This is a genomic window from Serpentinimonas sp. SSL01 (assembly GCF_056323735.1).
Genome location: NZ_CM150487.1, coordinates 2,410,196 through 2,434,696, shown reverse-complemented (window position 1 = coordinate 2,434,696; position 24,501 = coordinate 2,410,196). Strand labels below are relative to the sequence as shown.

The 24,501-nt window shown below is 66.3% G+C and carries 23 protein-coding genes and 2 pseudogenes; 20 read left to right on the top strand and 5 right to left on the bottom strand.

Annotated elements, in window-relative coordinates; translation table 11 throughout:
• Positions 1-5: 5 nt before the first annotated feature.
• Together ACVMK0_RS11395 and ACVMK0_RS11390 are read right to left on the bottom strand one after the other, a co-directional pair.
• Complete coding sequence (locus tag ACVMK0_RS11395; RefSeq protein ID WP_476463851.1) at positions 6-1,001, bottom strand: NADH-quinone oxidoreductase subunit B family protein; 996 nt, start codon at positions 999-1,001, stop codon at positions 6-8.
• A complete protein-coding gene (locus tag ACVMK0_RS11390; RefSeq protein ID WP_476464699.1) occupies positions 998-2,428 on the bottom strand; it encodes a sigma-54-dependent transcriptional regulator in 1,431 nt (476 codons plus the stop codon). The genes ACVMK0_RS11395 and ACVMK0_RS11390 overlap by 4 nt, the downstream gene beginning before the upstream one ends.
• Before the next feature lie 251 nt (positions 2,429-2,679).
• Between ACVMK0_RS11390 and ACVMK0_RS11385 the strand changes: the two genes are divergently transcribed.
• The 10 genes and pseudogenes from ACVMK0_RS11385 to ACVMK0_RS11340 all read left to right on the top strand — a co-directional run bounded on the left by ACVMK0_RS11385 (position 2,680) and on the right by ACVMK0_RS11340 (position 9,928).
• Positions 2,680-3,126 (top strand): single-stranded DNA-binding protein, encoded by a 447-nt coding sequence (locus ACVMK0_RS11385; protein WP_476463850.1) that lies wholly within the window; start codon positions 2,680-2,682, stop codon positions 3,124-3,126.
• A gap of 53 nt (positions 3,127-3,179) precedes the next feature.
• Positions 3,180-3,527, top strand: coding sequence for a hypothetical protein (locus ACVMK0_RS11380; RefSeq protein WP_250960372.1), 348 nt, complete (start codon positions 3,180-3,182; stop codon positions 3,525-3,527).
• Positions 3,528-3,542: 15 nt separating this feature from the next.
• Positions 3,543-3,977 (top strand): annotated as a pseudogene (gene dgt / locus ACVMK0_RS11375) (dGTP triphosphohydrolase); the annotation flags it as partial.
• Positions 3,926-4,876 (top strand): dGTP triphosphohydrolase, encoded by a 951-nt coding sequence (dgt, locus tag ACVMK0_RS11370; RefSeq protein ID WP_476463849.1) that lies wholly within the window; start codon positions 3,926-3,928, stop codon positions 4,874-4,876. The pseudogene dgt (ACVMK0_RS11375) and the gene dgt (ACVMK0_RS11370), both read left to right, overlap by 52 nt.
• An 82-nt stretch (positions 4,877-4,958) precedes the next feature.
• Positions 4,959-5,771 carry an HNH endonuclease gene (locus ACVMK0_RS11365; protein ID WP_476463848.1) on the top strand — a complete coding sequence of 271 codons (813 nt, stop codon included), beginning with the start codon at positions 4,959-4,961 and terminating at the stop codon, positions 5,769-5,771.
• A 43-nt stretch (positions 5,772-5,814) separates the two neighbouring features.
• Positions 5,815-6,144, top strand: coding sequence for a type II toxin-antitoxin system RelE/ParE family toxin (locus ACVMK0_RS11360; RefSeq protein ID WP_250960367.1), 330 nt, complete (start codon positions 5,815-5,817; stop codon positions 6,142-6,144).
• Positions 6,137-6,295, top strand: a pseudogene (locus ACVMK0_RS11355) (helix-turn-helix transcriptional regulator); the annotation flags it as partial. The gene ACVMK0_RS11360 and the pseudogene ACVMK0_RS11355, both read left to right, overlap by 8 nt.
• A gap of 63 nt (positions 6,296-6,358) precedes the next feature.
• Positions 6,359-7,291, top strand: coding sequence for an ImmA/IrrE family metallo-endopeptidase (locus ACVMK0_RS11350; protein ID WP_476464698.1), 933 nt, complete (start codon positions 6,359-6,361; stop codon positions 7,289-7,291).
• Positions 7,292-7,465: 174 nt separating this feature from the next.
• Positions 7,466-9,160, top strand: a complete 1,695-nt coding sequence (locus ACVMK0_RS11345) for a long-chain-fatty-acid--CoA ligase (protein ID WP_476463847.1) — start codon at positions 7,466-7,468, stop codon at positions 9,158-9,160.
• Between the two features lie 12 nt (positions 9,161-9,172).
• Positions 9,173-9,928, top strand: coding sequence for a 5'-methylthioadenosine/adenosylhomocysteine nucleosidase (locus tag ACVMK0_RS11340; RefSeq protein WP_476463846.1), 756 nt, complete (start codon positions 9,173-9,175; stop codon positions 9,926-9,928).
• A 43-nt stretch (positions 9,929-9,971) separates the two neighbouring features.
• Here the strand turns inward: ACVMK0_RS11340 and corA are convergent, their stop codons facing one another.
• Positions 9,972-10,958: a magnesium/cobalt transporter CorA gene (gene corA, locus ACVMK0_RS11335; RefSeq protein WP_476463845.1), complete on the bottom strand. Its 987-nt coding sequence runs from the start codon at positions 10,956-10,958 to the stop codon at positions 9,972-9,974.
• A 409-nt stretch (positions 10,959-11,367) separates the two neighbouring features.
• On the opposite strand from corA, the gene hpf reads away from it, so the two are divergent.
• From hpf to hprK, 3 genes are all read left to right on the top strand, one after another.
• Positions 11,368-11,700, top strand: a complete 333-nt coding sequence (gene hpf, locus ACVMK0_RS11330; RefSeq protein ID WP_476463844.1) for a ribosome hibernation-promoting factor, HPF/YfiA family — start codon at positions 11,368-11,370, stop codon at positions 11,698-11,700.
• A 132-nt stretch (positions 11,701-11,832) separates the two neighbouring features.
• The gene (locus ACVMK0_RS11325; RefSeq protein ID WP_045537135.1) at positions 11,833-12,303 is read left to right on the top strand and encodes a PTS sugar transporter subunit IIA; all 471 of its coding nucleotides are present in this window, start codon (positions 11,833-11,835) and stop codon (positions 12,301-12,303) included.
• A 39-nt stretch (positions 12,304-12,342) separates the two neighbouring features.
• Complete coding sequence (gene hprK / locus ACVMK0_RS11320; protein WP_045537134.1) at positions 12,343-13,293, top strand: HPr(Ser) kinase/phosphatase; 951 nt, start codon at positions 12,343-12,345, stop codon at positions 13,291-13,293.
• 52 nt (positions 13,294-13,345) lie between these two features.
• Here hprK and fur read toward each other — a convergent pair whose 3' ends face one another.
• Positions 13,346-13,783, bottom strand: a complete 438-nt coding sequence (fur, locus tag ACVMK0_RS11315) for a ferric iron uptake transcriptional regulator (RefSeq protein ID WP_045538129.1) — start codon at positions 13,781-13,783, stop codon at positions 13,346-13,348.
• A gap of 108 nt (positions 13,784-13,891) precedes the next feature.
• Between fur and ACVMK0_RS11310 the strand changes: the two genes are divergently transcribed.
• The 6 genes from ACVMK0_RS11310 (at position 13,892) to ACVMK0_RS11285 (ending at position 20,220) form a co-directional block, all read left to right on the top strand.
• Positions 13,892-14,452 (top strand): outer membrane protein assembly factor BamE, encoded by a 561-nt coding sequence (locus ACVMK0_RS11310; protein ID WP_250960363.1) that lies wholly within the window; start codon positions 13,892-13,894, stop codon positions 14,450-14,452.
• Positions 14,453-14,593: 141 nt separating this feature from the next.
• Positions 14,594-15,355 carry a 4-hydroxy-tetrahydrodipicolinate reductase gene (gene dapB / locus ACVMK0_RS11305; protein ID WP_250960444.1) on the top strand — a complete coding sequence of 254 codons (762 nt, stop codon included), beginning with the start codon at positions 14,594-14,596 and terminating at the stop codon, positions 15,353-15,355.
• A 77-nt stretch (positions 15,356-15,432) separates the two neighbouring features.
• Positions 15,433-18,294: a leucine--tRNA ligase gene (locus ACVMK0_RS11300; protein ID WP_476463843.1), complete on the top strand. Its 2,862-nt coding sequence runs from the start codon at positions 15,433-15,435 to the stop codon at positions 18,292-18,294.
• Between the two features lie 58 nt (positions 18,295-18,352).
• Positions 18,353-18,898, top strand: a complete 546-nt coding sequence (locus ACVMK0_RS11295) for an LPS-assembly lipoprotein LptE (RefSeq protein WP_250960361.1) — start codon at positions 18,353-18,355, stop codon at positions 18,896-18,898.
• An 8-nt stretch (positions 18,899-18,906) separates the two neighbouring features.
• Positions 18,907-19,686, top strand: coding sequence for an MBL fold metallo-hydrolase (locus tag ACVMK0_RS11290; RefSeq protein WP_045537125.1), 780 nt, complete (start codon positions 18,907-18,909; stop codon positions 19,684-19,686).
• A gap of 72 nt (positions 19,687-19,758) precedes the next feature.
• Complete coding sequence (locus ACVMK0_RS11285) at positions 19,759-20,220, top strand: FecR family protein (RefSeq protein WP_476463842.1); 462 nt, start codon at positions 19,759-19,761, stop codon at positions 20,218-20,220.
• On the opposite strand, the gene ACVMK0_RS11280 is transcribed toward ACVMK0_RS11285, so the two are convergent.
• Positions 20,207-22,165: a TolC family outer membrane protein gene (locus ACVMK0_RS11280; RefSeq protein WP_476463841.1), complete on the bottom strand. Its 1,959-nt coding sequence runs from the start codon at positions 22,163-22,165 to the stop codon at positions 20,207-20,209. The two genes, ACVMK0_RS11285 and ACVMK0_RS11280, sit on opposite strands and share 14 nt — an antisense overlap.
• Positions 22,166-22,348: 183 nt before the next feature.
• Between ACVMK0_RS11280 and ACVMK0_RS11275 the strand changes: the two genes are divergently transcribed.
• Positions 22,349-24,496 (top strand): CHASE2 domain-containing protein, encoded by a 2,148-nt coding sequence (locus ACVMK0_RS11275; protein ID WP_476463840.1) that lies wholly within the window; start codon positions 22,349-22,351, stop codon positions 24,494-24,496.
• Positions 24,497-24,501 lie beyond the last annotated feature (5 nt).

Genomic DNA, 24,501 nt, shown 5'->3' with positions numbered 1-24,501 from the left:
TGCGTTCATTTGAGCCGCGTGCGCCGCAGGGCGGGTTTTTGCAGCAGGTGGTCGGCTTCGGCGTTGTCGCGCACGCGCTTGGGCGTGGCGCTCTTGGACAACGCGGCCAGCGCGATGAACCAGGCCTTGGGCATGTCGGTCGGCAGCCCGATCGGGATGCCCGCCACCTTGGGCGTCTGGGCAAAGGCGTGGCCCGGCTCCTGGAAACCCGGCTCGGTGCAAGCGATGCAGGCGTAGCCGCCGCGGGTGCAGCTGCCCTCGCCGTTCCAGAGCCGGATGTTGCAGTCGGCGTGCACCTGGGTGCCCTTGCAGCCCATGTGCTCCATCAGGCAACCCAGATCGGAAGGCTTGACGGCGCTGGCCTTGAACTCGTAGTACTCGTTGCGCGTGCAGCCATGGTGCACCAGCTGGTCGGCGTAGAAGCGCGGCCGCGCCAGCGCGTCGTGGTCGGCGGCGCTCAGGCCGTCGGCCGCCAGCGCCGCCAGCGTGTCGAGCACCCAATTCGGGTGCGTCGGGCAGCCGGCGATGTTGATCACCGGCAGGCCGCTGGCGCTGCGAAATTCGGCTCCCAGCAGGCCACCGGGGCGCTCGTCCTCGTACTGCAGGCCGCAGGCGTCGGTCGGGTTCTCGCCCGCCGCAGTGACCCCGCCCCACGCGGCGCAACTGCCCACCGCCAGCACGTGCCGCGCCCGGGCGGCCAGACGGCGCACCCAATCGATCATCGGCACCCCGGTGCCCGCCAGCACATGGAAGCGCCCCGTGCCGTGCGGGCCGCGCAGCAGCGCGCCTTCGATGCACAGCGCGTCGAGCGGCTGGCGGCCATCGGCGCAGCGCTGCAGCAGCTCCAGCACCTCGGCGCCGCTGGCCAGCGAGAGCGAGGGGTGCCAGAGCAGCTCGATGTCGGCGGCGCGCAACTGGCCGTGCCAGTCGGGGGTGTCGGCGCACAGCAGCGACATGCTGCAGCCGCCACAGCCCCCGGCTTGCAACCAGAGCAGGTTCATGCGCCGGGCTCCAGCCCAAAGCGCTGGATTTTGCTGCGCAGGCCCACGCGCGACAGGCCCAGCTCTTGGGCCGCACGGGTTTTGTTCCAGCGCTGGCGCAGCAGCGTTTCGCGCAGCAGCATGGCCTCGATCACTTCGAGCCGCTGCGCCAAGGTGCCGCTGCTGGGCACCAGCGCCGCCAGCTGGGCCGCGGCGCTGCCGGTGCCGTGCCCTTGCAGCACGCGCGGCGAGAACACCTCGGGGGGCAGCCGCGCGCCGTCGTGCAGCGCCAGCGCGCGCGCGATCTCGTTGCGCAGCTCGCGGATGTTGCCCGGCCACGGGTAGGCCAACAGGCAGGCCAGGGTGCCATCGGGCAGTTCGGGCGCCGGGCGGCGCAGCTCGGCGGCCACTTGGTGCAGCAGCTGCTGCGCGATCGGCCCGATGTCGGCCACGCGCTCGCGCAGCGGCGGCATGGTGAGCGTGACCGCGGCCAGGCGGTAGTACAAGTCTTCGCGAAACAGCCCGTCGCGCACGCGCTGCTCAAGATCGCGGTGCGTGGCGGCCAGCACGCGCACATCGACCGGCAGCGGCCGCGCCGCACCCACCGGCCGCACCTCGCCCTCTTGCAGCACGCGCAGCAGCTTGACCTGAAACGCGGCCGAGGTCTCGCCGATCTCGTCGAGCAGCACGGTACCGCCGTGGGCACGCTGAAACAGCCCGACGTGGTCTTCGTAAGCGCCGGTGAAGGCCCCGCGCTTGTGGCCAAAGAGCTCGGACTCGAGCAGCGTGTCGGTGATGGCGGCGCAGTTTTCGACCACGAACGGGCCGCTCGCGCGCGGCGAGGCGTAGTGGATGGCGCGCGCCAGCAGCTCCTTGCCGGTGCCCGATTCGCCCAGCACCAGCACCGGCAAATCGTAGCGCGCCACCTTTGCCGCCAGCGCACAGACGCCGTCGAGCGGGCTGCCCGCTGCACGCACGATGCGCTCGAAGCCGTACACCTGCTGCACCTGCTGCTGGCGCTGGCTCACGCGCTGGCGCAGCGCCGGGGTGCTGGTGCGCAGCTCCAGATCCAGACGCGCGGTCTGGCGCTGCAGGGCTTGCGCCTCCACCGCGTTGCGCACCGAGTCGAGCAGGTGCTCGGGCGCCCAGGGTTTTAGGATGTACTGGTAGATGCCGGCTTCGTTGATGCCGGCCACGATGTCGGCGCTCTCGGAGTAGCCCGAAACGATGATGCGCACCACCTCGGGCCAGCGCTGGCGCACCTGCCTGAGAAAAGCCACGCCGCTGGTGCCGGGCATGCGCTGGTCGCACAGCAGCACCGCCACCGGCTCGCGCTCGAGCAAGGCGCTGGCCTGTTCGGCGCTGCCTGCGGTGAGCACGCGAAAGTCTTCCTCCAGGGTGCGCCGGATCGCTTCTTGCGAACGCAGTTCGTCATCGACCACCAGCACGGTGGGCTCGGGGTTGAGGGGCAAAGGGGGCGTGGTCAAAGCACTGGGCCGATCGGGAAACAAGGGTTGCGCGCTGGCCATTGTAGGCAAGCGCCAAACCAATGCTCGCAGCCGGGTCGTCGGCGGCGATCGCTTTGGCCTGCAGCTGCAGCTTGGGCTGCGAATCAGGCCTCAGAACCGGGCTTGAAATGCTGCACAATCCTTCGCATCCCACCCATCATCACCCACCCTCAGAGAGGAGCACCCGCGCCATGGCATCCGTCAACAAAGTCATACTGGTCGGCAACTGCGGCCGCGACGCCGAGATCCGCTACCTGCCTTCGGGCCAAGCAGTGGCCAACGTCACACTGGCCACCACCAGCCGGCGCAAAGACCGCACCAGCGGCGAAATGGTCGAAGACACCCAGTGGCACCGCATCACCTTCTACGAGCGGCTGGCCGAAATCGCTGGCGAGTACGTGAAAAAAGGCCGCCCGATCTACGTCGAAGGCCGCCTGAAATACGGCAAGTACACCGACCAGTCCGGCGTCGAGCGCAACACGGTCGACATCGTGGCCTCCGAGCTGCAGCTGCTGGGCGGCCGCGAAGGCAGGGGCACCCCCACCTCAGACGACGCTGGCGCCGCCCCGCGCGTTGTCGCCAAACCCCCCGTCGTTTCGACCGACTTTGACGGCATGGAGGACGATATTCCATTTTAGGCAGTTTTTTGCTGTTTGCCTCCCGACTGCTACACCGCCGCCGACCTCGCTTCATGGTCCCCCGCGTGCTCGAACTCACCTACACCGCGCACGACCTGCAAGCTTGGGGCCAGAGCCTCGCCGCCTACGACCCGCGCCCGGCAGCCGACCAAGGCCGCCCCTACACCTGGAACCGCGAGCGCCGCGCCGTGCTGCGCGCCGAGCTCGACGCCTACTTCGCCCGCCTCTACGGCCTCAGCCGCGACGAGCTGCGCTATATCCTCGACCCCAGAGACGTGCTGGGCGCCGACTACCCGAGCGAAACCTTCCGTGTGCTCAAAGAAGGCGAGCTGCGCGCCCACGCCGAGTACCGTACGCGGCGGCTGGTGCTGCAAGCGTGGGACCAGCAGAACAACCACTGACCACAGGGAGTGCCCATGGACTGGAACAAACTTCTGTCGATGAAGCGGCTGGGACGAACCGCCGGACCTGTCGATGCGCCACCGCCGAGAACCGAGTTCACTCGGGACTACGACCGCATCATCTTCAGCTCGGCCTTCCGACGCCTGCAGGACAAGACCCAAGTCTTTCCGCTCGCGAAGAGTGACTATGTCCGGACGCATCTGACCCACAGCCTTGAGGTTGCCAGCGTGGGCCGCTCGCTTGGCATGCTGGCCGCCGAGGTGATTGCCCAGAAGCAGCCCGAGTTCAGGTCAGTCGCACAGCCTCACGACATTGGAACCATCGTGGCCACGGCCTGCCTAGCGCATGACATTGGCAACCCACCATTCGGGCATGCGGGTGAGTCGGCCATCCAAGAGTGGTTCGAATCCAGCGGTGCCATCGACGGGCTCAGCGGCGCCGAGCGCATGGACTTGTTGATGTTCGAAGGCAACGCGCAGGGCTTTCGGACCCTGTGCACGCTGCAGCAGGCCCCCAGCGCGGCGGCCTGCAGCTCACCTCTGCTGTACTCGGCACGTTCACCAAGTACCCACGGGCGTCAGAGGTGGATGAGACGCCAAGGAGCGGCATCAGCGGGAAGAAGTTCGGCTTCATGCAAAGCGAGGCACCACTCTTCCAGGAGCTCGCCGATGAACTAGGCCTGACTCGAAAGCCGGGCACCGCAACAGCTTGGCACCGACACCCGCTTGCATTCCTGGTCGAGGCAGCCGACGACATTTGCTACCACGTGATGGACGTCGAGGATGGCTACAAGGCGGGCTGCATCTCGTTCGAAGAGATTGCCAACCTTCACAAGCCTTTGCTCACGGATGAGCGCTGGAAGCGAGGGAGCGAAATTGATGACCGAGGGCGCCGAGTGGAGTACTTCCGGGCTGTAACAGTCGACGCCATGATCCAAGCGGCGGTGAAAGCGTTCGCCGAGAACTACGACGGGCTCATGGGCGGGTCGTTTGACGAGGAACTGACCGCGAAGGTGGAGCGGAGTCTAGAGTTCAAGGCGTTCAAGACGCTCGCCAGAGAGAAGATCTACAGCGCCCGACCCGTGGTAGAGATTGAGGCATGCGGCTTCGAGGTCATTGCCGGCTTACTGGAAGCCTTTGTGGGCGCCATCAACGCGGAGGCGACAAAGTCTGAGACCGGCAAGGTTCGTGCGTGCACCTTGCTCAGTCTGATGCCCAAGCGCGAGGCAGGCCTCGAGCGGCTGAGTGTCTATGAAAGAACCCTGCTCGCGACCGACTTTGTGTCTGGCATGACCGACACTTTTGCCGTCGACCTGTACCAGCGCATCCGGGGAATCTCGCTGCCATGATCGATGCAATGACGATCGTCGTCGAGCACCGCGACGGCCGACTGATGCCGATGCTGAACAACTGACGCGCGGGAGCACAACCATGCCGCAACCACAGCAACAAACAGACCGCGATCGACAGCGGTCCGATGAGATGTGTCGATACGACACTGAAGGCAACCAAGCCCCGCTACCTTTAGACAAGCATCGCTATCTGCATCCAGATGGGCGCCGACTCATCACCACGTGGTTTGACCGAGCTTGGCAGAAGCGCGACAACGAGGACGCCACATTCGAAGCCTTCATCTTCGCGTGGGTGCGCGTGCGCGTGACCGGTGAAATGGGCTTTGAGTTAACCGCCTCAGACCCGGCCCTATTGGACCAGAAGGCCGGCGGCGCCCCTTTGAAGATCGAGGGTTATGGCGGGCTCTACGCGGTGCTGCGCACGACGGCAGCCCATGCCCGCACCAAACCGAACCGGGTCGCAGACGAGTTCAAGCAAAAGACCGCGGCGCTGCCTACCGCCACCGAGGCCGAGCGGCTGGTCGTACAGCGCGTGGGGCAAGGCCTGTTTCGCATTGCGCTGCTGGACTATTGGCAGGGGCAGTGCTGCATCACCGGCTTGGATGTGCCGGCCCTGCTGCGGGCCTCGCACATCCGCCCTTGGGCACAGTGCGAGACCGACGAGCAGCGGCTGGACGTGTACAACGGGCTGCTGCTGGCGCCGCACCTTGACGCACTTTTCGATGCCGGGCTGATGACGGCGGACACCGCGGGCGTGGCACAGCTTTCTGCCCAGCTGACCGCCAAGCGGCGCGCTGCGCTTGGCCTCGAGGGCGAGATGCGGATTGCCGACCTGCGCGCCGAGCACCACGCCTACCTGCGCTTTCACCGGCTTCACGTTTGGGCTGGCTAAAAAAATTTACCTGATAGGTAAATATTGGTAGAATGGAGGGCTCTTGCAGATTCGTTACAAAGACAAGAAGGTTCGCGATCTGTGCGAGAAGCGCGTTGTCGCTGAGCAGAAATTGGGCGCCGCGTGCGCTGGGAAACTGCGCCGCCGCTTGAGTGATCTGGAGGCCGCCGGTCGGGTGTCAGAGCTGGTGGCAGGCAACCCCCACCCACTCAAGGGAGACCGGTCCGGCCAGTTTGCACTCAACCTTGCGGGTGGCTGGCGGCTCGTGTTCTCTCCTGCCCACGACCCCTCGCCGACCCGGCCAGATGGCGGGGTTGACTGGTCCCAAGTAACCATCGTCTGCATTGATTTCGTAGGGGATTATCATGACTGAGCTGAGTGCTCCTTTCGCGCCAGACTGGGTCTCCCCGCCTGGCGAAACCGTCCTCGACATTGTCGAGGAACGCGGCTGGACCCAAGCCGAACTGGCCCTCCGACTGGGGTATAGCGAAAAACATGTCAGCCACCTCATCAACGGCAAGGTGCCGCTGAGTGTCGATGCGGCCCTGCGCCTAGAGCGTGTGCTGGGCAGCTCGGCCGATTTTTGGTTGGCCCGCGAAGCCAATTTTCAACGCCACAAGGCACGGCTGGAAGCCGCCAAACGACACGCCACTTGGGCAGGTTGGCTGGACGAATTGCCGCTCAAAGAGCTGATGGCCTGCGGTGCAGTACCCAAAATGCGTGCAGATGCCAAAAACAAGCCTAGGCTGGTTGAAGCTTGCTTGCGATTTTTTGGCGTCGCATCGCCCGATGAATGGCGCAACCTTTACGCCGGCATGCACGTGGCCTTTAGGCGCAGCCGCGAGGACCAAAGCGACGTGGGTGCGATATCGGCTTGGCTGAGACTGGGCGAACAGCAAGCTGAAAAGCTGGACGGACCCAAGTACGACAGGGCCCGCTTCGAAAAAGCACTGGTGGCCATCCGAGCTCTGACCCGTGAGCAGCCCCAGGTTTTTGAACCCAAGCTGCGCAGCCTGTTGCAGGACGCGGGCGTGCTGCTGGTGCTGGTGCCTGCCATACCCCGCGCCCATGTGAGCGGGGTGGCGCGCTGGCTCAGCCCCACGCGCCCCTTGATCCAGCTGTCGCTCTACGGCAAGACCAACGACAAATTCTGGTTCAGCTTTTTCCATGAAGCCGCCCATATACTGCTGCATGCCAACAGCCCAGAAGACAAAAAATCCATCTTTCTGGATGACACCAACGCAGCACACACCACCGACCCGCGGGAACATGAAGCCAACACTTGGGCAGGCAACTGTCTCATCCCTGAGCAACATGCGTCAACCCTTGCGAAGCTTCGCACCAAGAGGAAGGCGGAAGAGTTTGCGCAAGCCATTGGCATCCACCCTGGCATTGTGGTGGGCCGCCTGCAGCATGACGGGTACATCGAACCCTCATGGATGAACGACCTCAAGCAGAGCTTTAGCCTCGAGGCGTCAGCCTGCGCGCAACCTGCATGCGCTGGCTCGTCTGGGTCGTAGCCGTGATTGCAAGGGCGCCCACGCAAACCCTGCCGCACCCGTCCCTCTGTCAGAGTCAGGTCAGGGACTTGCGCTAGCAAACCCTCAGCCTTGATGCCTGCATAATGGTGGGCCCAGCGCAGGCCTTCAGTTTGGCCTGAACGCTGCGATCACCACTACAAGCAGGAGCATCCATTGTCCACCCTCCCCAACGCCGCCGACCGCCCGTGGCTGAGCGCCTACCCAGACGGCGTGCCCGCCGACATCGACCTCTCGCCGTACCGCTCGCTGGTGCAATTGCTCGACGAGAGCCTGGCCAAGTACGCCGCGCGCAGCGCCTACCACTACATGGGCCACGACATGGCTTATGCCGAGGTGGACGCGCAAGCGCGTGCGCTGGCGGCTTATTGGCAGAGCAAGGGCTTGGTCAAAGGCGACCGGGTGGCGGTGATGATGCCCAATGTGCTGCAGTACCCGGTGGCGGTGGCGGCGATCCTGCGCGCCGGGCTGGTGGTGGTCAACGTCAACCCGCTCTACACCGCACGCGAGCTCGAGCACCAGCTGAACGACTCTGGCGCCAAGGCGATCGTGATCATCGAAAACTTTGCCGCCACCTTAGCCGCCTGCTTGGGCCAAACGCCGGTCAAGCACATCGTGCTGGCCTCGATGGGCGAGCTGCTGCCTTGGCCTAAGCGCTGGCTCGTCAATTACGTGGTGCGCCACGTCAAAAAACTGGTGCCGCCCTTTGAACTGCCCAGCGCGGTGCGCTTTGCCGACGCCGTGCACCAAGGCCGCGCGCTGAGCTTTAAACCGGTGGACATCGGCCCGGACGACATGGCGGTGCTGCAATACACCGGCGGCACCACCGGGGTGAGCAAGGGCGCCGTGCTGCTGCACCGCAACGTGCTGGCCAATGTGCTGCAATCCGAGGCTTGGGACGCGCCGGTGATGCACCGCATTCCGGCCGGTGAGCAGCCCACCGCCGTGTGCGCGCTGCCGCTCTACCACATCTTTGCCTTTACGGTGAACATGATGCTGAGCCTGCGCAGCGGCGGCAAAAACATCCTCATCCCCAACCCGCGCGACTTGCCGGCGGTGTTCAAAGCCCTCAAGGGCCAGACCTTTCACAGCTTTCCGGCCGTCAACACGCTGTTCAACGGCATGCTGCACCACCCCGAGTTTGGCAGCGTGGACTGGAGCCACCTCAAGGTCTCGATCGGCGGCGGCATGGCGGTGCAGGCCGCCGTGGCCAAGCTCTGGCTGGAGCGCACCGGCTGCCCGATCTGCGAGGGCTACGGCCTGTCCGAGACCAGCCCCTCGGTCAGCTGCAATCCGGTTACGGTCACGGCCTTTAGCGGCAGCATCGGCGTGCCGCTGCCGGGCACGCGCATGAAGTGCATCGACGACGAGGGCCACGAGGTGCCGCTGGGTCAGCCGGGCGAGATCGCCATCCAGGGCCCGCAAGTCATGGCCGGCTATTGGCAGCGCCCCGACGAAACCGCCAAAGTGATGAGTGCCGACGGCTGGTTTCGCAGCGGCGACATCGGCGTGATGGACGAGCGCGGCTACTTTCGCATCGTGGACCGCAAAAAGGACATGATCCTGGTCAGCGGCTTCAACGTCTATCCCAACGAAGTCGAAGACGTGGTCATGGGCATGGGCGCGGTGCTCGAATGTGCGGCGGTGGGCATCCCAGACGAGCACTCGGGCGAAGCGGTCAAGCTGATCGTGGTCAAAAAAGACCCGGCCTTGAGCGAGCAGACTGTGCGAGACTACTGCCGCGAGCGCCTGACCGGGTACAAGGTGCCCAAGCTGATCGAGTTCCGCAGCGAACTGCCCAAAACCCCGGTCGGCAAAATTTTGCGCCGACAATTGCGCCAGCCAAACTAATCCGGAGTGTTCATGGGTCAACGCATCGCCATCCTCAGTGCCGTCCACGATGAACTGGCCGAAATCCTGCAGCTCATGCCCGACGAACAGCAGGTGGCCTTGGGCGGGCGCACGTTTTGGCAGGGGCATTTGCAAGGTCACGAGGTGGTGGCGGTGCTCAGCGGCATAGGCAAGGTGGCGGCCGCAACCACCACTGCGCTGCTGATCGAGCGCTTTGCGCCGCAGCAGGTGATTTTTACCGGTGTGGCCGGCGGGCTGATGTCGGGCGTGGAGGTGGGCGACATCGTGGTCGGCAGCGCCTTGGTGCAGCACGACCTCGACGCCTCGCCGCTGTTTGCGCGCCACGAGGTGCCGGGCTACGGCCGCAGCCGCTTCCAGCCCGATCTGGCCCTAACCCAGGTGCTGCACACGGCCGCCAAAGACGCCGTGACCTGGCTGCCCAAGTTGCTCAGCCCCGAGGTGTTGCGCGCCATGGGCCTGCATTCGCCCAGCGTACACCAGGGCGAGATCGCCACCGGCGACCGCTTCGTGTCCTGCGAGGCCGACAGCGCGGCCCTGCGCGCAGCCCTGCCCGAGGCCCTGGCGGTGGACATGGAAAGCGCCGCCGTGGCGCAGGTGTGCCACGATTGCGGCCTGCCCTTTGCGGTGGTGCGCACGATCTCGGACCGCGCCGACAGCCAAGCGCACATCGATTTTCGGCTCTTTTTGCACGAAGTGGCGCGCCACTACAGCGCGCGCATCGTGCGCAAGGCGCTCAATCTGCTCTAAGGGGGCTGGACCAGCCTCTAATCGGCTGCGCGGCTTTGGGGCCCTAGCGCAGCCAGCCGCGCTTGCGGAAATACAGCATCGGGATCACCGCCGCCAGCACCATCATGCCGATGGCCATCGGGTAGCCCAGCTCCCATTGCAGTTCGGGCATGTGCTCGAAGTTCATGCCGTAGCTGCTCGCCACCAGCGTGGGCGGCAGCAGCGAGACCGCGGCCACCGAGAAGATTTTGATGATCTTGTTCTGGTTGATGTTGATGAAGCCGATGGTGGCGTCCAGCAAGAAGTTGATTTTCTCGAACATGAACGCGGTGTGGCTGTCGAGCGAGTCGAGGTCGCGCAGGATCTGGCGCGCGTCCTCGTGCTGCGCCGCGCTCAGCAGCCGGGTGCGGATCATGAAGCTGACCGCGCGCCGGGTGTCCATCATGTTGCGCCGGATGCGGCCCGACATGTCTTCGTAGCGCGCGATCGCCGCCAGCACCTCGCCCGCTTTGTGGTCGGTCACGTCGCCGGCCAGCACCTGGCGGCTGACTTTTTCGAGGTCGTCGTAGATTTCTTCGACCGTGTCGGCGCAGTATTCGGCGTCGGTGTCAAATAGGCTCAGCAGCACGTCTTTGGCGTCTTCGATCAGGCCCGGCATGCGGCGCGCGCGCAGGCGCAGCAACCGAAACACTGGCACGTCTTCGTCGTGGATCGAAAACAGCACGCCGCGGCTTTTCAGGGCGTCGTTGTGTTCGTTCAGGATGAAAGCCACGCGCACCGCGCGCGGGTCGGCGTCATCGGCGATCAGAAAGTCGCTGCGCACGTGCAGCTCGCCGTTGTCTTCTTGGAAAAAGCGGGCCGACTCTTCGATGTCCTCGTCCATCGCGTCTTCGGGGATGGACAGGCCAAAATGCTGGCGCACCCAGCGCCGCTCTTCGGGCGTGGGCGCTTCCATATCGACCCACACCGGCGTGAAGCGGGCCAGGTCTTCGAGCGATTCGATTTCTTCTTGAAACAGGCGGCCGTTGGCCAAGGTGAACACGTTGAGCATGGGGCAAGCTCCTTGAGGATAAAGGTGGTGGCTCGGGCGGCAGGAGGCGCTGCCCGATGCGGCAAGGTGGGAGCGATGCGCTTTCGGCATCCCAGGCACCCCTTGCGCCACCCCCCAAAGGGGCTCGACGTCAGCGAAGCGCTGCGGAAACCGAAAGCGCGCGACTAGGGCTACTGTCCAATCGGGGCTTTCAGTGGTTGATTCAACTTCTCATTATGCCCGCAAAGTGTGACGCCCAAGTGGATGCCGCAGCTGCGCTTTGAGCCAGCTCAAGGCCTTTGCGCCCACATTCGTGGCACACTTGTCCCTAGCCACCGAACATGGCATAGTGCCTACAAGGCGGCGGCCAATTTTCGCCGGCCGGCCCTGCGGGGTCGGCCTTTACTTCCCGAGCTTTAGGAGGCTCTCCATGAACCTGTCGATCAACGGCCATCATCTCGAAGTCACCCCGGCGCTGCGCACGTATGTCACGACCAAACTCGACCGGATTACTCGGCATTTCGACCAAGTCGTCGATGTGCGCGTGTTGCTGACGGTGGACAACCAGACCGAGAAGGCCCTGCGCCAGAAAGCCGAGTGCACCATCCGCATCAAAGGCAAAGACATCTTTGCCGAAAGCAGCCATTCGGACCTCTACGCCGCCGTCGATGAGCTGGCCGACAAGCTCGACCGGCAGGTGCTGCGCCACAAAACCAAGATGCAAGACCACCACCACGAAACGGCCAAGCGCGAAACGCACTGACGCCGCCCCCTGAGCCCGCGCAGCTTTTGTGCTGCGCTGCAACAAGCCGCCCATTTTGTCAAGCGGCTTGTTTGTTTTCTGCACTTGCCAACGCGTCGCAAAAGCGCATAATTCGCGCCTTGCGAGGTCTTTATGAACCGTCTTTCTGCCATTTTGCCTGCCGATCAGGTGCTGGTCGCGCTCGATGCCACTAGCAAAAAGCGCGCCTTCGAAGAAGCTGGGCTGCTGTTTGAATCCCTGCACGGGCTCAACCGCGCCCTCATCACCGACAGCCTGTTTGCGCGCGAGCGGTTGGGCTCGACCGGGCTCGGGCACGGGGTGGCGATCCCGCACGGGCGCATCAAAGGCCTCAAGCAGCCCTTGGCGGCGGTGTTTCAGCTCGCCGAGCCGATCGGCTTTGACGCCCCCGACGAGCAACCGGTGCGGCTGATGTTTTTTTTGCTGGTGCCTGAAGCGGCGACGCAAAAACACCTGGAAATTCTGTCCGACATCGCCGAGTTGCTCAGCGATGCGGCGCTGCGCGAGCAGATGAAGCGCAGCACCGCCGCGTCCGATCTGCACGCCCTGATCCACAACTGGCACTCGGCGCACGCACTGGCCTGAGCGGCACAGGCGCAAACCAGTCATGGCCGCACACTGCCGATGAAGCCGGTTGCCATCAACGCCGACGCCTTGTTCGAAGAGCACCGCGAGACCCTCAAGTGGCAGTGGGTGGCCGGGCAGAGCGCGTCCGAGCGCCGCTTTCTCGAGCAGGCGGTGAGCGCAGCGCGCTCTGGGGCCGACTTGGTCGGCTACCTCAACTACATCCACCCCTACCGGGTGCAGATTCTGGGGCGGCGCGAGGTGGACTACTTGCTCAACGCCAGCGCCGACGATTGCCGCCGCCGCGTGGCGCGCATTGTGGAACTCGAGCCCCCGGCCTTGGTGCTGGCCGACGAGGTGCCCCCACCGGCCGAACTGGTGGCCATGTGCGAGCGCGCCCAGATTCCACTCTTTATCACCGCATCTTCAGCCGCCTTTGTCATCGACGTGCTGCGCGCACACTTGTCGCGCCTGTTTGCCGACAGCGCCACCTTGCACGGCGTGTTCCTGGATATTTTTGGCCTCGGTGTGCTGATCACTGGCGAATCGGGCCTGGGCAAGAGCGAACTCGGGCTCGAGCTGGTCTCGCGCGGGCACGGCTTGGTGGCCGACGACGCCGTGGACATCGACCGCATCAACCAAACCGTGCTCGAAGGCCGCTGCCCCGAGCTATTACAAAACCTGCTGGAAGTGCGCGGCATCGGGCTGCTCGACATCAAGGCCATTTTTGGCGAAACCGCCGTGCGGCGCAAAATGCGGCTGCGCCTGATCGTCTATCTGGTGCGCAAAGAGACGCTGGAGCGCGACTTTGAGCGCCTGCCGCACGAGCCGCTGTACCACGACGTGCTCGGGGTGGCGGTGCGCAAGGTGGTGATTCAGGTGGTGGCAGGGCGAAACATGGCGGTGCTGGTCGAAGCCGCCGTGCGCAACACCATTTTGCAGCTGCGCGGCATCGATACCTACCAGGAGTTCGCCCAGCGCCAGCGCGCGGCGATGCTGCGCGGGGGGTGAGCAGGTGCGACTCAGCCTCTGAGGCCGCAGGCTGAAAGCGAGGGGGGTGCCTTCAGCGCCGGCCCGGCACGCGGTGCGCGCAGTCGGGCTTGGTGCAGTGCGCGTACAGCGACAGCGCGTGCTCTTGCAGCTTAAACCCGCGTTGCTCGGCCACCGCGTGCTGGCGCTGCTCGATCTCGGCGTCGTAGAACTCCTCCACCCGGCCGCAATCCAGGCACACCAAATGGTCGTGGTGCTGGCCTTCGTTGAGTTCAAACACCGCTTTGCCCGACTCGAAATTGCTGCGCACCAGCAGCCCGGCCTGCTCAAACTGCGTCAGCACCCGGTACACGGTGGCCAGCCCGATGTCGGCGTGGTCGGCCAGCAGCACCCGGAACACGTCTTCGGCCGTCATGTGGCGCTGGCGGCCGGTCTGAAAGATCTCCAAGATTTTCAGCCGCGGCAGGGTGGCCTTGAGGCCGGTGCTTTTGAGTTCGTCGATGTTGCTCATGCGGTTGGTGCGGGTGGCTGCCTGGGTCGGCAAGGGCTACAATGGCCTGCATCATAGTACGGTGCGCCTTGGTGTGCACCGGTGGTTTCCATCATCCGCACCGCCCACATGTTCAAACCTTTGTTGTCGTGCGCTCGCCCGGTCGGAGTGGGCGCACTCGTGGCTGCCGCCTTGGCCCTGTCGGGCTGCGCCAGTTTCCAAAACGCCGGCACCCAAATGAGCACCTTGGGCGGCCTACTCACGCCACACCGCATGGACATCCAGCAGGGCAACGTGGTGGTGCGCGAGCAGCTGCAAGCGCTGCAGCCGGGCATGCCGCGCGCGCAGGTGCAGGCGATCTTGGGCACGCCGCTGGTGGCCAGCGCCTTTCATGCTGCGCGCTGGGATTACGTCTTCACCTTCAACCGCCAAGGCCAAGAGCCACAGCTGCGCCGCGTGACGGTGTTCTTTGAGGGCAACGCCTTGCAGCGCGTCGAGGCCGACGAACTGCCCACCGAGCAAGAGTTCGTGGCCGCGCTGCAAGCCGAACGTGCCGCCGGCCGTGTGCCGGTGTTGCAAGCCAGCGAGGAGCAGTTGCGCGCCTTTCGCGAACGCCACCCCGCGCCTGCGGTCCAGCCAGCCCCGGCCCCCGTGCCCGCCGGCCCGTTCCCGCCGCTCGAAGCGCGCTAGGCGCTGCGCAGGCGTCGCCGCCAAAGCTTCCCGAACGGTTGTTGGTGCTCGCCCTGCCCCTTTCCCAACCCCCTTCTTTTTTCGCGCACCGTGACCCCCTCTCCCCCCCACCGCGTCGGCATCGCCGGTGCCAGCGGCCGCATGGGCCGCATGCTGGTCGAGGCCGTGCTGGCAGCCGACGACTGCCGGCTCGGCGCCGCCTTTGACCAGCCCGGCAGCGCGGCGCTGGGCCAGGATGCCGCCGCCTTTTTGGGCCAGACCAGCGGGGCCGTGATCGGCGCCGACCTGTCGGCCTTGGCCGGCTGCCAGGTGCTGATCGACTTCACGCGCCCCGAAGGCACGCTGGCGCACCTGCAAGCCTGCGTGCAGCAGCGGGTGCAGATGGTGATCGGCACCACCGGCTTTGATGCGGCGCAAAAGGCAGCCATCGAGGCCGCGGCGCAGCACATCGCCATCGTCATGGCGCCCAACATGAGCGTGGGCGTCAACGTCACGCTCAAGCTGCTCGAGCAGGCGGCGCGCGCGCTCGGCCCCGACTACGACATCGAGATCGTCGAGGCGCACCACCGGCACAAGGTCGATGCACCCAGCGGCACCGCGCTGCAGATGGGCGCGGTGATCGCGGCGGCTCAGGGGCGCGAGCTGGCCGACTGCGCGGTCTATGAGCGCTACGGCCACACTGGCGCCCGCGCGCCGGGTAGCATCGGCTTTGCCACGGTGCGCGGTGGCGACATCGTGGGCGACCACACGGTGCTCTTTGCCGGCACGGGCGAGCGCATCGAGATCAGCCACAAATCGAGCAGCCGCACCACCTACGCCCAAGGCAGCCTGCAAGCCGTGCGCTTTTTGGCCGGGCGCAGCAGCGGCCTCTACGATATGTATGACGTGCTGGGTTTGCGCTAAACCCTAGCCCTGCTGGGCCGCGCAGTGGGCTGTGCGGCACGCGGGCCGCCACCACCCTTCGGCCTAAAATAAGGCCCATGCAAGAAAAATACCAGCCCCTAGACGTCGAGCGCGCCGCCCAAGCGCATTGGCAGGCCCGCGACGCCTACCGCGTGCATGCACACGCGCTCAACGCCCAAGGCGCGCCCAAGCCCAAGTACTACGCCTGCTCGATGCTGCCCTACCCCAGCGGCAAGCTGCACATGGGCCACGTGCGCAACTACACCATCAACGACATGCTGGCGCGCCAGCTGCGCATGCAGGGCTACAACGTGCTCATGCCGATGGGCTGGGACGCCTTTGGCCTGCCGGCCGAGAACGCAGCGATCAAAAACCAGGTGGCGCCGGCGCGCTGGACCTACGACAACATCGCCTACATGAAGCGCCAGATGCAGGCGCTGGGGCTGGCGATCGACTGGAGCCGCGAAGTCGCGACCTGCTCGCCCGACTACTACAAGTGGAACCAGTGGCTGTTTTTGCAGATGCTCGAGCGCGGCATCGCCTACCGCAAAACCCAGGTGGTGAACTGGGACCCGGTTGATCAGACCGTGCTCGCCAACGAGCAGGTGATCGACGGCCGCGGCTGGCGCACCGGGGCCCCGGTGGAGCGGCGCGAGATCCCGGGCTACTACCTGAACATCACGGCCTATGCCGACGAGTTGTTGCAACAGGTGCAACTGGGCCACCCTCAAGCCACGCTGGAGGGCTGGCCGGACAAGGTGCGGCTGATGCAGGAAAACTGGATCGGCAAGAGCGAAGGGCTGCGCTTTGCCTTCACGCACTCCATCTGCGGCCACGACGGCAACCCGATACTAGACGGCCGTCTGTACGTGTTCACCACCCGCGCCGACACCCTCATGGGCGTGACCTTTTGCGCCGTGGCACCCGAGCACCCGCTGGCGCGCCAAGCCGCTGAGGGCAACCCAGCGCTGGCGGCGTTCATCGAGGAATGCCTCACCGGCAGCCACACCGAGGCCGAACTGGCGACGCAAGAAAAGCGCGGCATGGCCACCGGCCTGCACGTGCAGCACCCGCTCACCGGTGAGCAGCTGCCGCTGTGGGTGGGCAATTATGTGCTCATGAGCTACGGCGACGGCGCGGTGATGGGCGTGCCGGCGCACGACGAGCGCGACTTCGCTTTTGCGCTCAAGTACGGGTTGCCGATTCGGCAGGTGGTGGGGGCGCCGGGTGGCGCAGGCGTGGGTCCGTCAGGGCCGGGCTGCCCCCCCGGTTCGTCAGTCACACGTTCCGATTCCTCACCGGGGGGGCAGCCCAGCCCTGACTCGTTGGCGGGCGCGAAAATTTTCGACCCCACTCGCTGGCAGGACTGGTACGCCGACAAGCACGGGTTGGTCTGCATCCAGTCGGACGTGCTCGACGGGTTGGGCTACCAAGCGGCGGTGGACAAGGTGGCGCAGCTGCTGGCCGAGCGCGGCTTGGGTGCCAAAAAAACCACCTGGCGCCTACGCGACTGGGGCATCAGCCGCCAGCGCTACTGGGGCACACCGATCCCCATCATCCACTGCCCCGAACACGGCGCGGTGCCGGTGCCCGAGCGCGACTTGCCGGTGCTGCTGCCCGAAGACTGCGTGCCCGACGGCTCGGGCAACCCGCTGCTCAAGCACGCGGATTTTCATGCTGGTGTGACCTGCCCGGTCTGCGGGCAGCCGGCGCGGCGCGAAACCGACACCATGGACACCTTCGTCGATTCGTCCTGGTACTTCATGCGCTACTGCGACCCCGGCAACGAGCAGGCCATGGTGGGCGCGGGCACGCAGTACTGGATGCCGATGGACCAGTACATCGGCGGCGTCGAGCACGCCATTTTGCACCTGCTGTACGCGCGCTTTTGGACCAAGGTCATGCGCGATTTGGGGCTGGTGCAGATCGACGAGCCCTTCAAGCGCTTGCTGACGCAGGGCATGGTGCTCAACCACATCTACTCGCGCCGCAACCAGCGCGGCGGCAAAGACTACTTCTGGCCGCACGACGTGGAACACGTGCTCGACGCCAGCGGCAAGATTGTCGGCGCGCGCTTGCTCAATGCCGCCGACAGCGCCGACGGCCGCCTGCCGCCCGGCACGGCCATCGACTACGAGGGCGTGGGCACGATGTCCAAGTCCAAAAACAACGGCGTCGATCCGCAGGATTTGATCGAAAAATACGGTGCCGACACCGCGCGCCTCTACACCATGTTCACCGCCCCGCCCGAGGCCACGCTGGAGTGGAACGATGCCGCGGTCGAGGGCAGCCACCGCTTCCTCAAGCGCGTCTGGGCGCTCGGGCAGCAGCTCGGGCAGGCCGACTGGGCCGCCACCGAAGCCAGCGCCAGCGCTGCGCAGCAGCTGTCGGACATCGCTTTTGGGCCAGCGGCCAAGGCGCTGCGGCGCGAAGTCCACAGCCTGCTCAAGCAGATCGACTACGACTACCAGCGCCTGCAGTACAACACCGTGGTCTCGGGCTGCATGAAGTTGGGCAACGCGCTCGAAGCCGCCTTGGCCGAGCAGCGCCGCGCCAGTGCCGCCGGCACCGCGCCCGACCCCAGCTTGGGGCTGGCACTGGCCGAGGGCATGGGGATATTGCTGCGCTGCCTCTACCCCGCCACCCCGCACTTGGCGCACGCGCTCTGGCAGCAACTGGGCTACGCGGCCCAACTGGGCGATTTGCTCGACGCCCCTTGGCCGCAGGTGGAGCCGCAGGCGCTGGAGCAGGACGAAATCGAACTGGTGTTGCAAGTCAACGGCAAGCTGCGCGGCGCGCTGCGCGTGAGCGCGCAAGCCGAGCGCGCGGCCATCGAAGCCGCCGCGGTGGCCCACGAAGCGGTGCAAAAATTGTCCCAAGGCGCCGCACCCAAAAAGGTGGTGTGGGTGCCGGGGCGATTGGTCAACGTGGTACTCTGATCGGGTTGTCGCTGATTTTGACTAGCCCAACGGACCGCCCGCTTTTGTATCCTGCCCCATGACCCACCGCACCAGCGTTCAACCCGCACCCACCCGCCGCCGCTGGCTGGCGGGCTTGGCGCTGGCCGCTGCGCCGCTGCTGCTGAGCGCCTGCGGCTTTCGCCTGCGTGGCACTGCCACCCCGCTGGTCTTTAGCCGGCTGCAGCTCAGCGCCCCGCCGCACAGCCCGGTGGCACGTCTGCTGATCCCGCAACTGCAGGCCAGCGGCGTGAGCTTGGTGGCGCAGCCTCTGCCGCCGGGCGGCGCGCCGCCCGAGGTGCTGCTCGACATCGCCCAGGACCAGAGCGAGCGCGCCGTGGCCGGCACCACCGCCGCCGGGCAGGTGCGCGAGCTGCAGCTGCGCCAGCGTCTGCGTTTTCGCTTGCGCACCTTGGCCGGGCGCGAGCTCATCCCCGACACCGAGCTGCTGCAGCAGCGCGAGCTCAGCTTCACCGAAGCCCAGGCCTTGGGCAAAGAAGCCGAAGAAGCGCTGCTGTACCAGGACATGCAACAAGCCTTGGCGCGCCAACTCATGGCGCGGCTGGCAGCGTTGCGCTCACTCTGACCAAGCCTATGCAAGTGCGCGTACTGGGCTGCTCCGGCGCCATCGCCCGCGATGCCCGCACCACCTCGTTTCTGCTGGACGAGCGCATCCTGATCGACGCCGGCACCGGCGTGGGCGACCTCACGGTCGATGAAATGCTGCGCATCGAGCACGTCTTTCTGACCCACGCCCACCTCGATCACATCGCCGCACTGCCCTTGATGATCGACTCCATGGCCGCCGGCTTGCGCCGCCCCCTGCTGGTGCACGCCCTGCCAGAGACCATCGCGGCGCTGCGCCAGCACATCTTCAACCACGTGATCTGGCCCGATTTTTCGCTCATCCCCTCGCCCGAGCACCCGTTCCTGCGCTTCGAGCCGCTGCAAGTGGGTGAGGTGCACGAGGTCTGCGGCCACCGCGTGCAGGCGCTGCCCGCCCAGCACAACGTGCCCGCCGTGGGCTACGCCGTGGCGACTCCCAGCGGAAACTGGGTTTTCACGGGCGACACCTGCTCGAACCCGGCCTTTTGGCGCTGCGTCAACGAGCTGCCCCTGGCCATGCTGGTAATCGAATGCGCCTTCAGCGAACGCGAGCACTGGCTGGCGCTGCGCAGCCAGCACCTCAGCCCGAGCCTGCTGGCGCTCGAGCTGGCCCAGCTCGACCTCGGCCGCCACCCGGGGCTGCGCATCGGCCTCACCCACACTAAACCGGCCGAGCGGCCCCAGATCGAGGCCGACATCGCGGCGCTGGGCTTGGCGCAGCGCTACCCCTTGATCTGGCTCGAATCGGGGCAGCGCTTCGACTTCTGATGCGCGCTGACGGCCATTGACGCGGCCGGCAAAAAACGCTTACACTGATACCTCATTCAAGAGGATCTCGCCATGCTCAAATCTGCTCTCACGCTGCTGCTGTTGTCGGCCATGGCAGCCGCCCAGGCCACGGGGGTGCCGATCGGTTTCGTCAAAACCGTCTCGGGCCAAGCCGAGGTGGTCACCGGCGCCCAGACGCAAACGGCGGCGGTCGGCACACCGGTGCATCTGGGCAGCGTGCTGCGCACCGGGGCGCGCAGCAGCATGGGCGTGACCCTGCGCGATGAAACCGTGATGTCGTTTGGCCCCAACACCGAACTCACGGTCGATGAGTTCGTCTATGCGCCGGCGCAGCGCGACGGCCGCCTGAGCACCCGGTTGGCGCGCGGCACCCTGAACTACGTCTCGGGGGCGATTGCGCGCCAGCGGCCGGATAACGTCCAAGTGCGCACCCCCACCGGGACCATCGGCATCCGCGGCACCCACTTCGTGGTTGAAGTGGACGCCGTCACCGGCCAAGTCAGCGCGCGCTGATCACCACGCGCCGGTTGCGCGCTTCGCGCGTGCCATCGGGCGTGGGCACCTCGAGCAAGCGCTCGCCAAAGCCTTCGATGGCGATCTCGGTGTCTTGCAAACCGCTGGCGCGCAGCCTTTGCGCGATGGTTTGCGCCCGGCGCAGCGCCAGCGCCTCGTTGAGCCGTGCCGGGCCGCTGGTGTCGGTGTGGCCGGCCACGGTCAGGTCGAGCGCTTGGCGCGCCCGCAGCCTCTGCACCACTTGCGGCCACTCGGCGGCGCTGGCCCGGGTCAGGTTGACGCTGCCGTCTTCAAAAAACAGCGTAAAACGCTCGGGCCGTTGCGGTTGGGCCTCGAGCGCGGCAGCGAATTCGCGCCGCACCTGCTCCTCGGGGATGGCCACGACGGGGGCTGCGCCCGTCAAAACCGTGCCCGTGAAGGCCGCGCCCAGCACCTGCTGCCCCGCGCGGCCAGTCACCACCACCTGGCCCACGCTGCCATCGGGGTTGGGCAGCAGCACCACGCGGTCGGCGCGCTGCGGCAGCGGCGGCAACACCAACGAGGCCTTGATGCGCTCGAGCGACTCCATGTGCGTGACCTGAGCCGGGCACAGCGCTGCGGCATCGAAGCCGCTGGGCTGCGCCGCCAGCGCCTCGAGCTCGGCGGCCTGGTCGGCGGGCGCGGCGCCAAACAGCGCCACCAATTGGCCCATCGAGGCCAGGGTGCGGGCCTCGGCACGCAACTGCTCGTAGCGCGAATCGACGTAGGTGCGCGTGGCGTCAAAAAACTCGGCCTGGGTGTCGAGCACGTCCAGCAGGCTGCGCTGGCCGATGTCAAACTGCTGGCGCAAGGCCGTGACGGATTTTTCCACCGCCAGCCGCTGCGCGTCGGCCAGGCGCTGGCGTATGCCCAAGGTCTGCGTGTCGTTGAAGGCGATCGAGAGGTTTTGCTGCACCTGGCGGCAAACGAGGTCCATTTCGGCCCGCGAGCGCGCCTGCAGCGCTGTGGCGCGCTGCAGCGCCGCCGTGTCGGCCCCGCCGCGATACAGGTTGTGCGACAGCACCAGCTCGGCCACCTGATCGCGAAACTCGCCGCGCACGCCGTCGCGGTTGCGGCTCTCGCTGGCCGACAGGCGCCCCTCGAAGCGCGGCATGAAGGCGGCTTGCCGGCCCTCAACCGCGTGCTGGGCCTGCTGCCAGCGGTGGTAGGCGGCGCGCAGCTGCGGGTTGGCCTCCAGCCCCTGGCGCAGCGCCGCCGCTGCCGAGTCGGGCAGGGGCGCCACGCTGCGTCCGGCTGGCCAGGCTGGCAGCTCGGTAGGCGGCAGTTGCCCGACGAAGCGCTGGTAGTTCAACCGCGCTTCATGCAAAGCCCTGGTCTCGGCCACCAGCGTCGATTCGGCCACCGCCAGCCGTGCCTGCGCCTGCTCGGAATCCACCCGCCGCCCCACGCCGGCGCGGGTGCGCTCGCCTATGGCGTCGAACAGCTTGCGGTGCTCGACGTAGTTTTCGGTGGCCAGTTCCACCCGCTGCTGCAGGCGCAGCAGCTCGAGATAGGCCAACACCACTTGCAGCGCCACCGTTTCGCTGCCGTGGCGCAGATCGAAATAGGCCGCCACCTCGGCCTGGCTGGCCTGGCGCAGCGCAGCGGCGGCCTGCCCACCATCGAACAACAACTGATTCAGGCTGATCTGCACCCCACTCACCCCCATCCAAGCCCCGCTCTGGGTGGGGGTGCGCCGCTCTTGGCGCCCGACGCTGGCCTGCAGATCAACCTGCGGCCGCCAGCCGGCTGCTGCCAACGGCGCCTGCTGGCGTGTGGCCTGCAAGGCGCGCCAGCGCTCCTGCACCTCTGGGCTGTGCAGCACAGCCGCTTGGGTGGCTTGCACCAAAGGAGCCGGCAAAGGCTGCGCACTGGCCGCCGCTGCGGCCAAACAAAGGGCAAGCCCCAGGGGTTTGAAGGGTGGCATGACACGTAGCTCCTGAGAAAATAAAAAAGGCTCACAGTGCTTGCAAACGGCGCTCAGAGCCAAAGCCAGCACCCACACAAAAAAACAATCCGTACACAGAACCAGCTCATTGCTTAGAATGATACATGAACGCCGGCGCTTGCGCAGGATTTCCCCTGTCACCCTATAGTGCCCCACCGCATCATGAAACACCTCTACCAGCGCGCCATGGCTTTTTGGTTGTCGCTGCTGGGGCTGGCCTTGGGCCTGCTGCTGCTGGTGAGCGATCCGCTGCTGCTGCAAACCCTGCGCTATCAGGTGTTCGACCAGTACCAGCGTTGGTCGCCCCGGGTCTATGCGCCGCAGCCGGTGCGCATCATCGACATCGACGAAGCCAGCCTGCAGCGGCTGGGGCAATGGCCTTGGCCGCGCACCCAAGTGGCTGAAATGGTGCAGCGGCTGCACGCGGCCGAGGTGGCCGCGATCGGCTTTGACGTCTTGTTCATCGAGCCCGACCGCACCTCGCCGCAGGCGCTGGCCCCCCTTTGGCCGTTGGCGCCGCAAACCCGCCAAGCCTTGCTGCAACTGCCCGACCACGACGCCGTGCTGGCGCAAAACTTGGCCGATCGCCACGTGGTGCTCGGGTTTTCGCTGCAGCGCGAGCGCGCCGCGCGCCCCAACGAACGCACCCCCGCCGTGACCGCGCGCTTCGTCTGGCTGGGTGGCGGGGCGCAGCCGCAGGCGCTGCACGGCTTTGATTCGGCCCTGGTGGCGCTGGACAAGCTGGAACGACAGGCCGCCGGCAACGGGGCCCTGACCTTCGTCCCCGATGCCGACGGCGTGGTGCGCCGGGTGCCGCTGGTGCTGCGGCTTGGCGATCAGCTCGTGCCTTCTTTGGTCACGGAAACGCTGCGCGTGGGGCTCGACGCCCGCAATGTGATGCTGCGCAGCGCCGAGCAGGGCCGGCCGGCGCTGGAGGAGGTGCGCATCGGCGACCTGACCCTGCCGACCACGGCGACCGGCGAGCTCTGGCTGCACTACACCGAGCCGGTGCCCGAGCGCTACATCCCGGCTTGGAAGCTGCTCAACGGCAGCGCCGATCCGGCGCTGCTGCAAGGCCACCTGGTGCTGGTGGGCAGTTCGGCGCAGGGCCTGATGGACTTGCGCTTCAACTCCTTGGGCCGCATCATGCCCGGCGTCGAAGCCCACGCGCAAGCGCTCGAGCAGGCGCTGGGCGGGCATTTTCTGACGCGCCCGACCTGGGCGCTGGGGCTGGAGGCGCTGCTGCAGGCCTTGGGCACCGTGCTGCTGGTGCTGCTGGCCATCTACGCCCGCGCCTTGTGGGCGGCGGCGGCGGCGGCGCTGCTGATAGGCGCCGCCTTGTGGGGCGGCTGGTGGGCCTTCAGCTCCCAGGGCTTGCTGTTCAACAGCGTGATCCCGGCGCTGGTCTGGAGCGCTGCCTTTGTGGTTGCCAGCCTTGCGCACCACTTTCGCAGCGAGCAGCAGCAGCGCTTCATCAAGCAGGCCTTTGCCCGCTATGTGTCGCCGAACCGGGTCGAATACCTGGTCGAGCACCCGCAGGACCTGAACCTGGGTGGTCAGCGCCAGACCTGCAGCTTCGTGTTTACCGATCTGGCCGGTTTTACCAGCCTGATGGAAAAAACCGACCCCGGCGAGGCGCTCGGTTTGCTCAACCACTACCTCGAGCAGATGATCGAGATTGCCTTCAAGCACCAAGGCACGCTGGACCGGATCGTGGGCGACGCGGTGGCGATCATGTTCTCGGCCCCGGTGCAGCAACCCGATCACCCGCGCCGCGCGCTGCGCTGCGCGCTCGAGATGCACGCCTTTGCCAGCCGCTACGCGAGCGAATTGCAGGCCCGCGGCATCGCCTTTGGCCATACCCGGCTGGGGGTGCACTCGGGCGAGGTGATCGTGGGCAATTTTGGCGGCAAAGCCATTTTTGATTACCGCGCCTTGGGCGACCCGGTCAATACCGCCTCGCGGCTCGAGAGCGCCAACAAGCAACTGGGCACCCGCATCTGCGTCTCGGGCCAGACGCTGGCCGACTGCCCCGACCTGCCGGCACGGCCGATCGGGCGGCTGGTGCTCAAGGGCAAGCGCCAAGATCTGGCGGTGTTCGAGCCGCTGAGCGCCGAGGTGCCCGGCCCCTACGCCCCGCTGGATGAATACCAGGCCGCCTACGCTGCGCTGGCGCAGTCGAGCGCCGAGGCGGAGCCGCTTTTTGCCGCGCTGGCGCAGCGCTACCCAGACGACCCGCTGGTGCGCCTGCACCACCAGCGCCTCAGGCTGGGCGAGAGTGGGGATCGCTTGGTGCTCGAAAGCAAATAAGGCCG

What these genes read in the sequence shown, in the direction of transcription:
- ACVMK0_RS11325 (WP_045537135.1), top strand. Translation starts at nt 11,833, where the DNA reads ATGAACCGTCTTTCTGCCATTTTGCCTGCCGATCAGGTGCTGGTCGCG.
- dapB (WP_250960444.1), top strand. Translation starts at nt 14,594, where the DNA reads ATGGGCCGCATGCTGGTCGAGGCCGTGCTGGCAGCCGACGACTGCCGG.
- hprK (WP_045537134.1), top strand. Translation starts at nt 12,343, where the DNA reads ATGAAGCCGGTTGCCATCAACGCCGACGCCTTGTTCGAAGAGCACCGC.
- ACVMK0_RS11385 (WP_476463850.1), top strand. Translation starts at nt 2,680, where the DNA reads ATGGCATCCGTCAACAAAGTCATACTGGTCGGCAACTGCGGCCGCGAC.
- hpf (WP_476463844.1), top strand. Translation starts at nt 11,368, where the DNA reads ATGAACCTGTCGATCAACGGCCATCATCTCGAAGTCACCCCGGCGCTG.
- ACVMK0_RS11295 (WP_250960361.1), top strand. Translation starts at nt 18,353, where the DNA reads ATGACCCACCGCACCAGCGTTCAACCCGCACCCACCCGCCGCCGCTGG.
- ACVMK0_RS11380 (WP_250960372.1), top strand. Translation starts at nt 3,180, where the DNA reads ATGGTCCCCCGCGTGCTCGAACTCACCTACACCGCGCACGACCTGCAA.
- corA (WP_476463845.1), bottom strand. Translation starts at nt 10,958, where the DNA reads ATGCTCAACGTGTTCACCTTGGCCAACGGCCGCCTGTTTCAAGAAGAA.
- ACVMK0_RS11290 (WP_045537125.1), top strand. Translation starts at nt 18,907, where the DNA reads ATGCAAGTGCGCGTACTGGGCTGCTCCGGCGCCATCGCCCGCGATGCC.
- ACVMK0_RS11275 (WP_476463840.1), top strand. Translation starts at nt 22,349, where the DNA reads ATGAAACACCTCTACCAGCGCGCCATGGCTTTTTGGTTGTCGCTGCTG.
- ACVMK0_RS11280 (WP_476463841.1), bottom strand. Translation starts at nt 22,165, where the DNA reads ATGCCACCCTTCAAACCCCTGGGGCTTGCCCTTTGTTTGGCCGCAGCG.
- fur (WP_045538129.1), bottom strand. Translation starts at nt 13,783, where the DNA reads ATGAGCAACATCGACGAACTCAAAAGCACCGGCCTCAAGGCCACCCTG.
- ACVMK0_RS11395 (WP_476463851.1), bottom strand. Translation starts at nt 1,001, where the DNA reads ATGAACCTGCTCTGGTTGCAAGCCGGGGGCTGTGGCGGCTGCAGCATG.
- ACVMK0_RS11365 (WP_476463848.1), top strand. Translation starts at nt 4,959, where the DNA reads ATGCCGCAACCACAGCAACAAACAGACCGCGATCGACAGCGGTCCGAT.
- ACVMK0_RS11310 (WP_250960363.1), top strand. Translation starts at nt 13,892, where the DNA reads ATGTTCAAACCTTTGTTGTCGTGCGCTCGCCCGGTCGGAGTGGGCGCA.
- ACVMK0_RS11285 (WP_476463842.1), top strand. Translation starts at nt 19,759, where the DNA reads ATGCTCAAATCTGCTCTCACGCTGCTGCTGTTGTCGGCCATGGCAGCC.
- ACVMK0_RS11300 (WP_476463843.1), top strand. Translation starts at nt 15,433, where the DNA reads ATGCAAGAAAAATACCAGCCCCTAGACGTCGAGCGCGCCGCCCAAGCG.
- ACVMK0_RS11340 (WP_476463846.1), top strand. Translation starts at nt 9,173, where the DNA reads ATGGGTCAACGCATCGCCATCCTCAGTGCCGTCCACGATGAACTGGCC.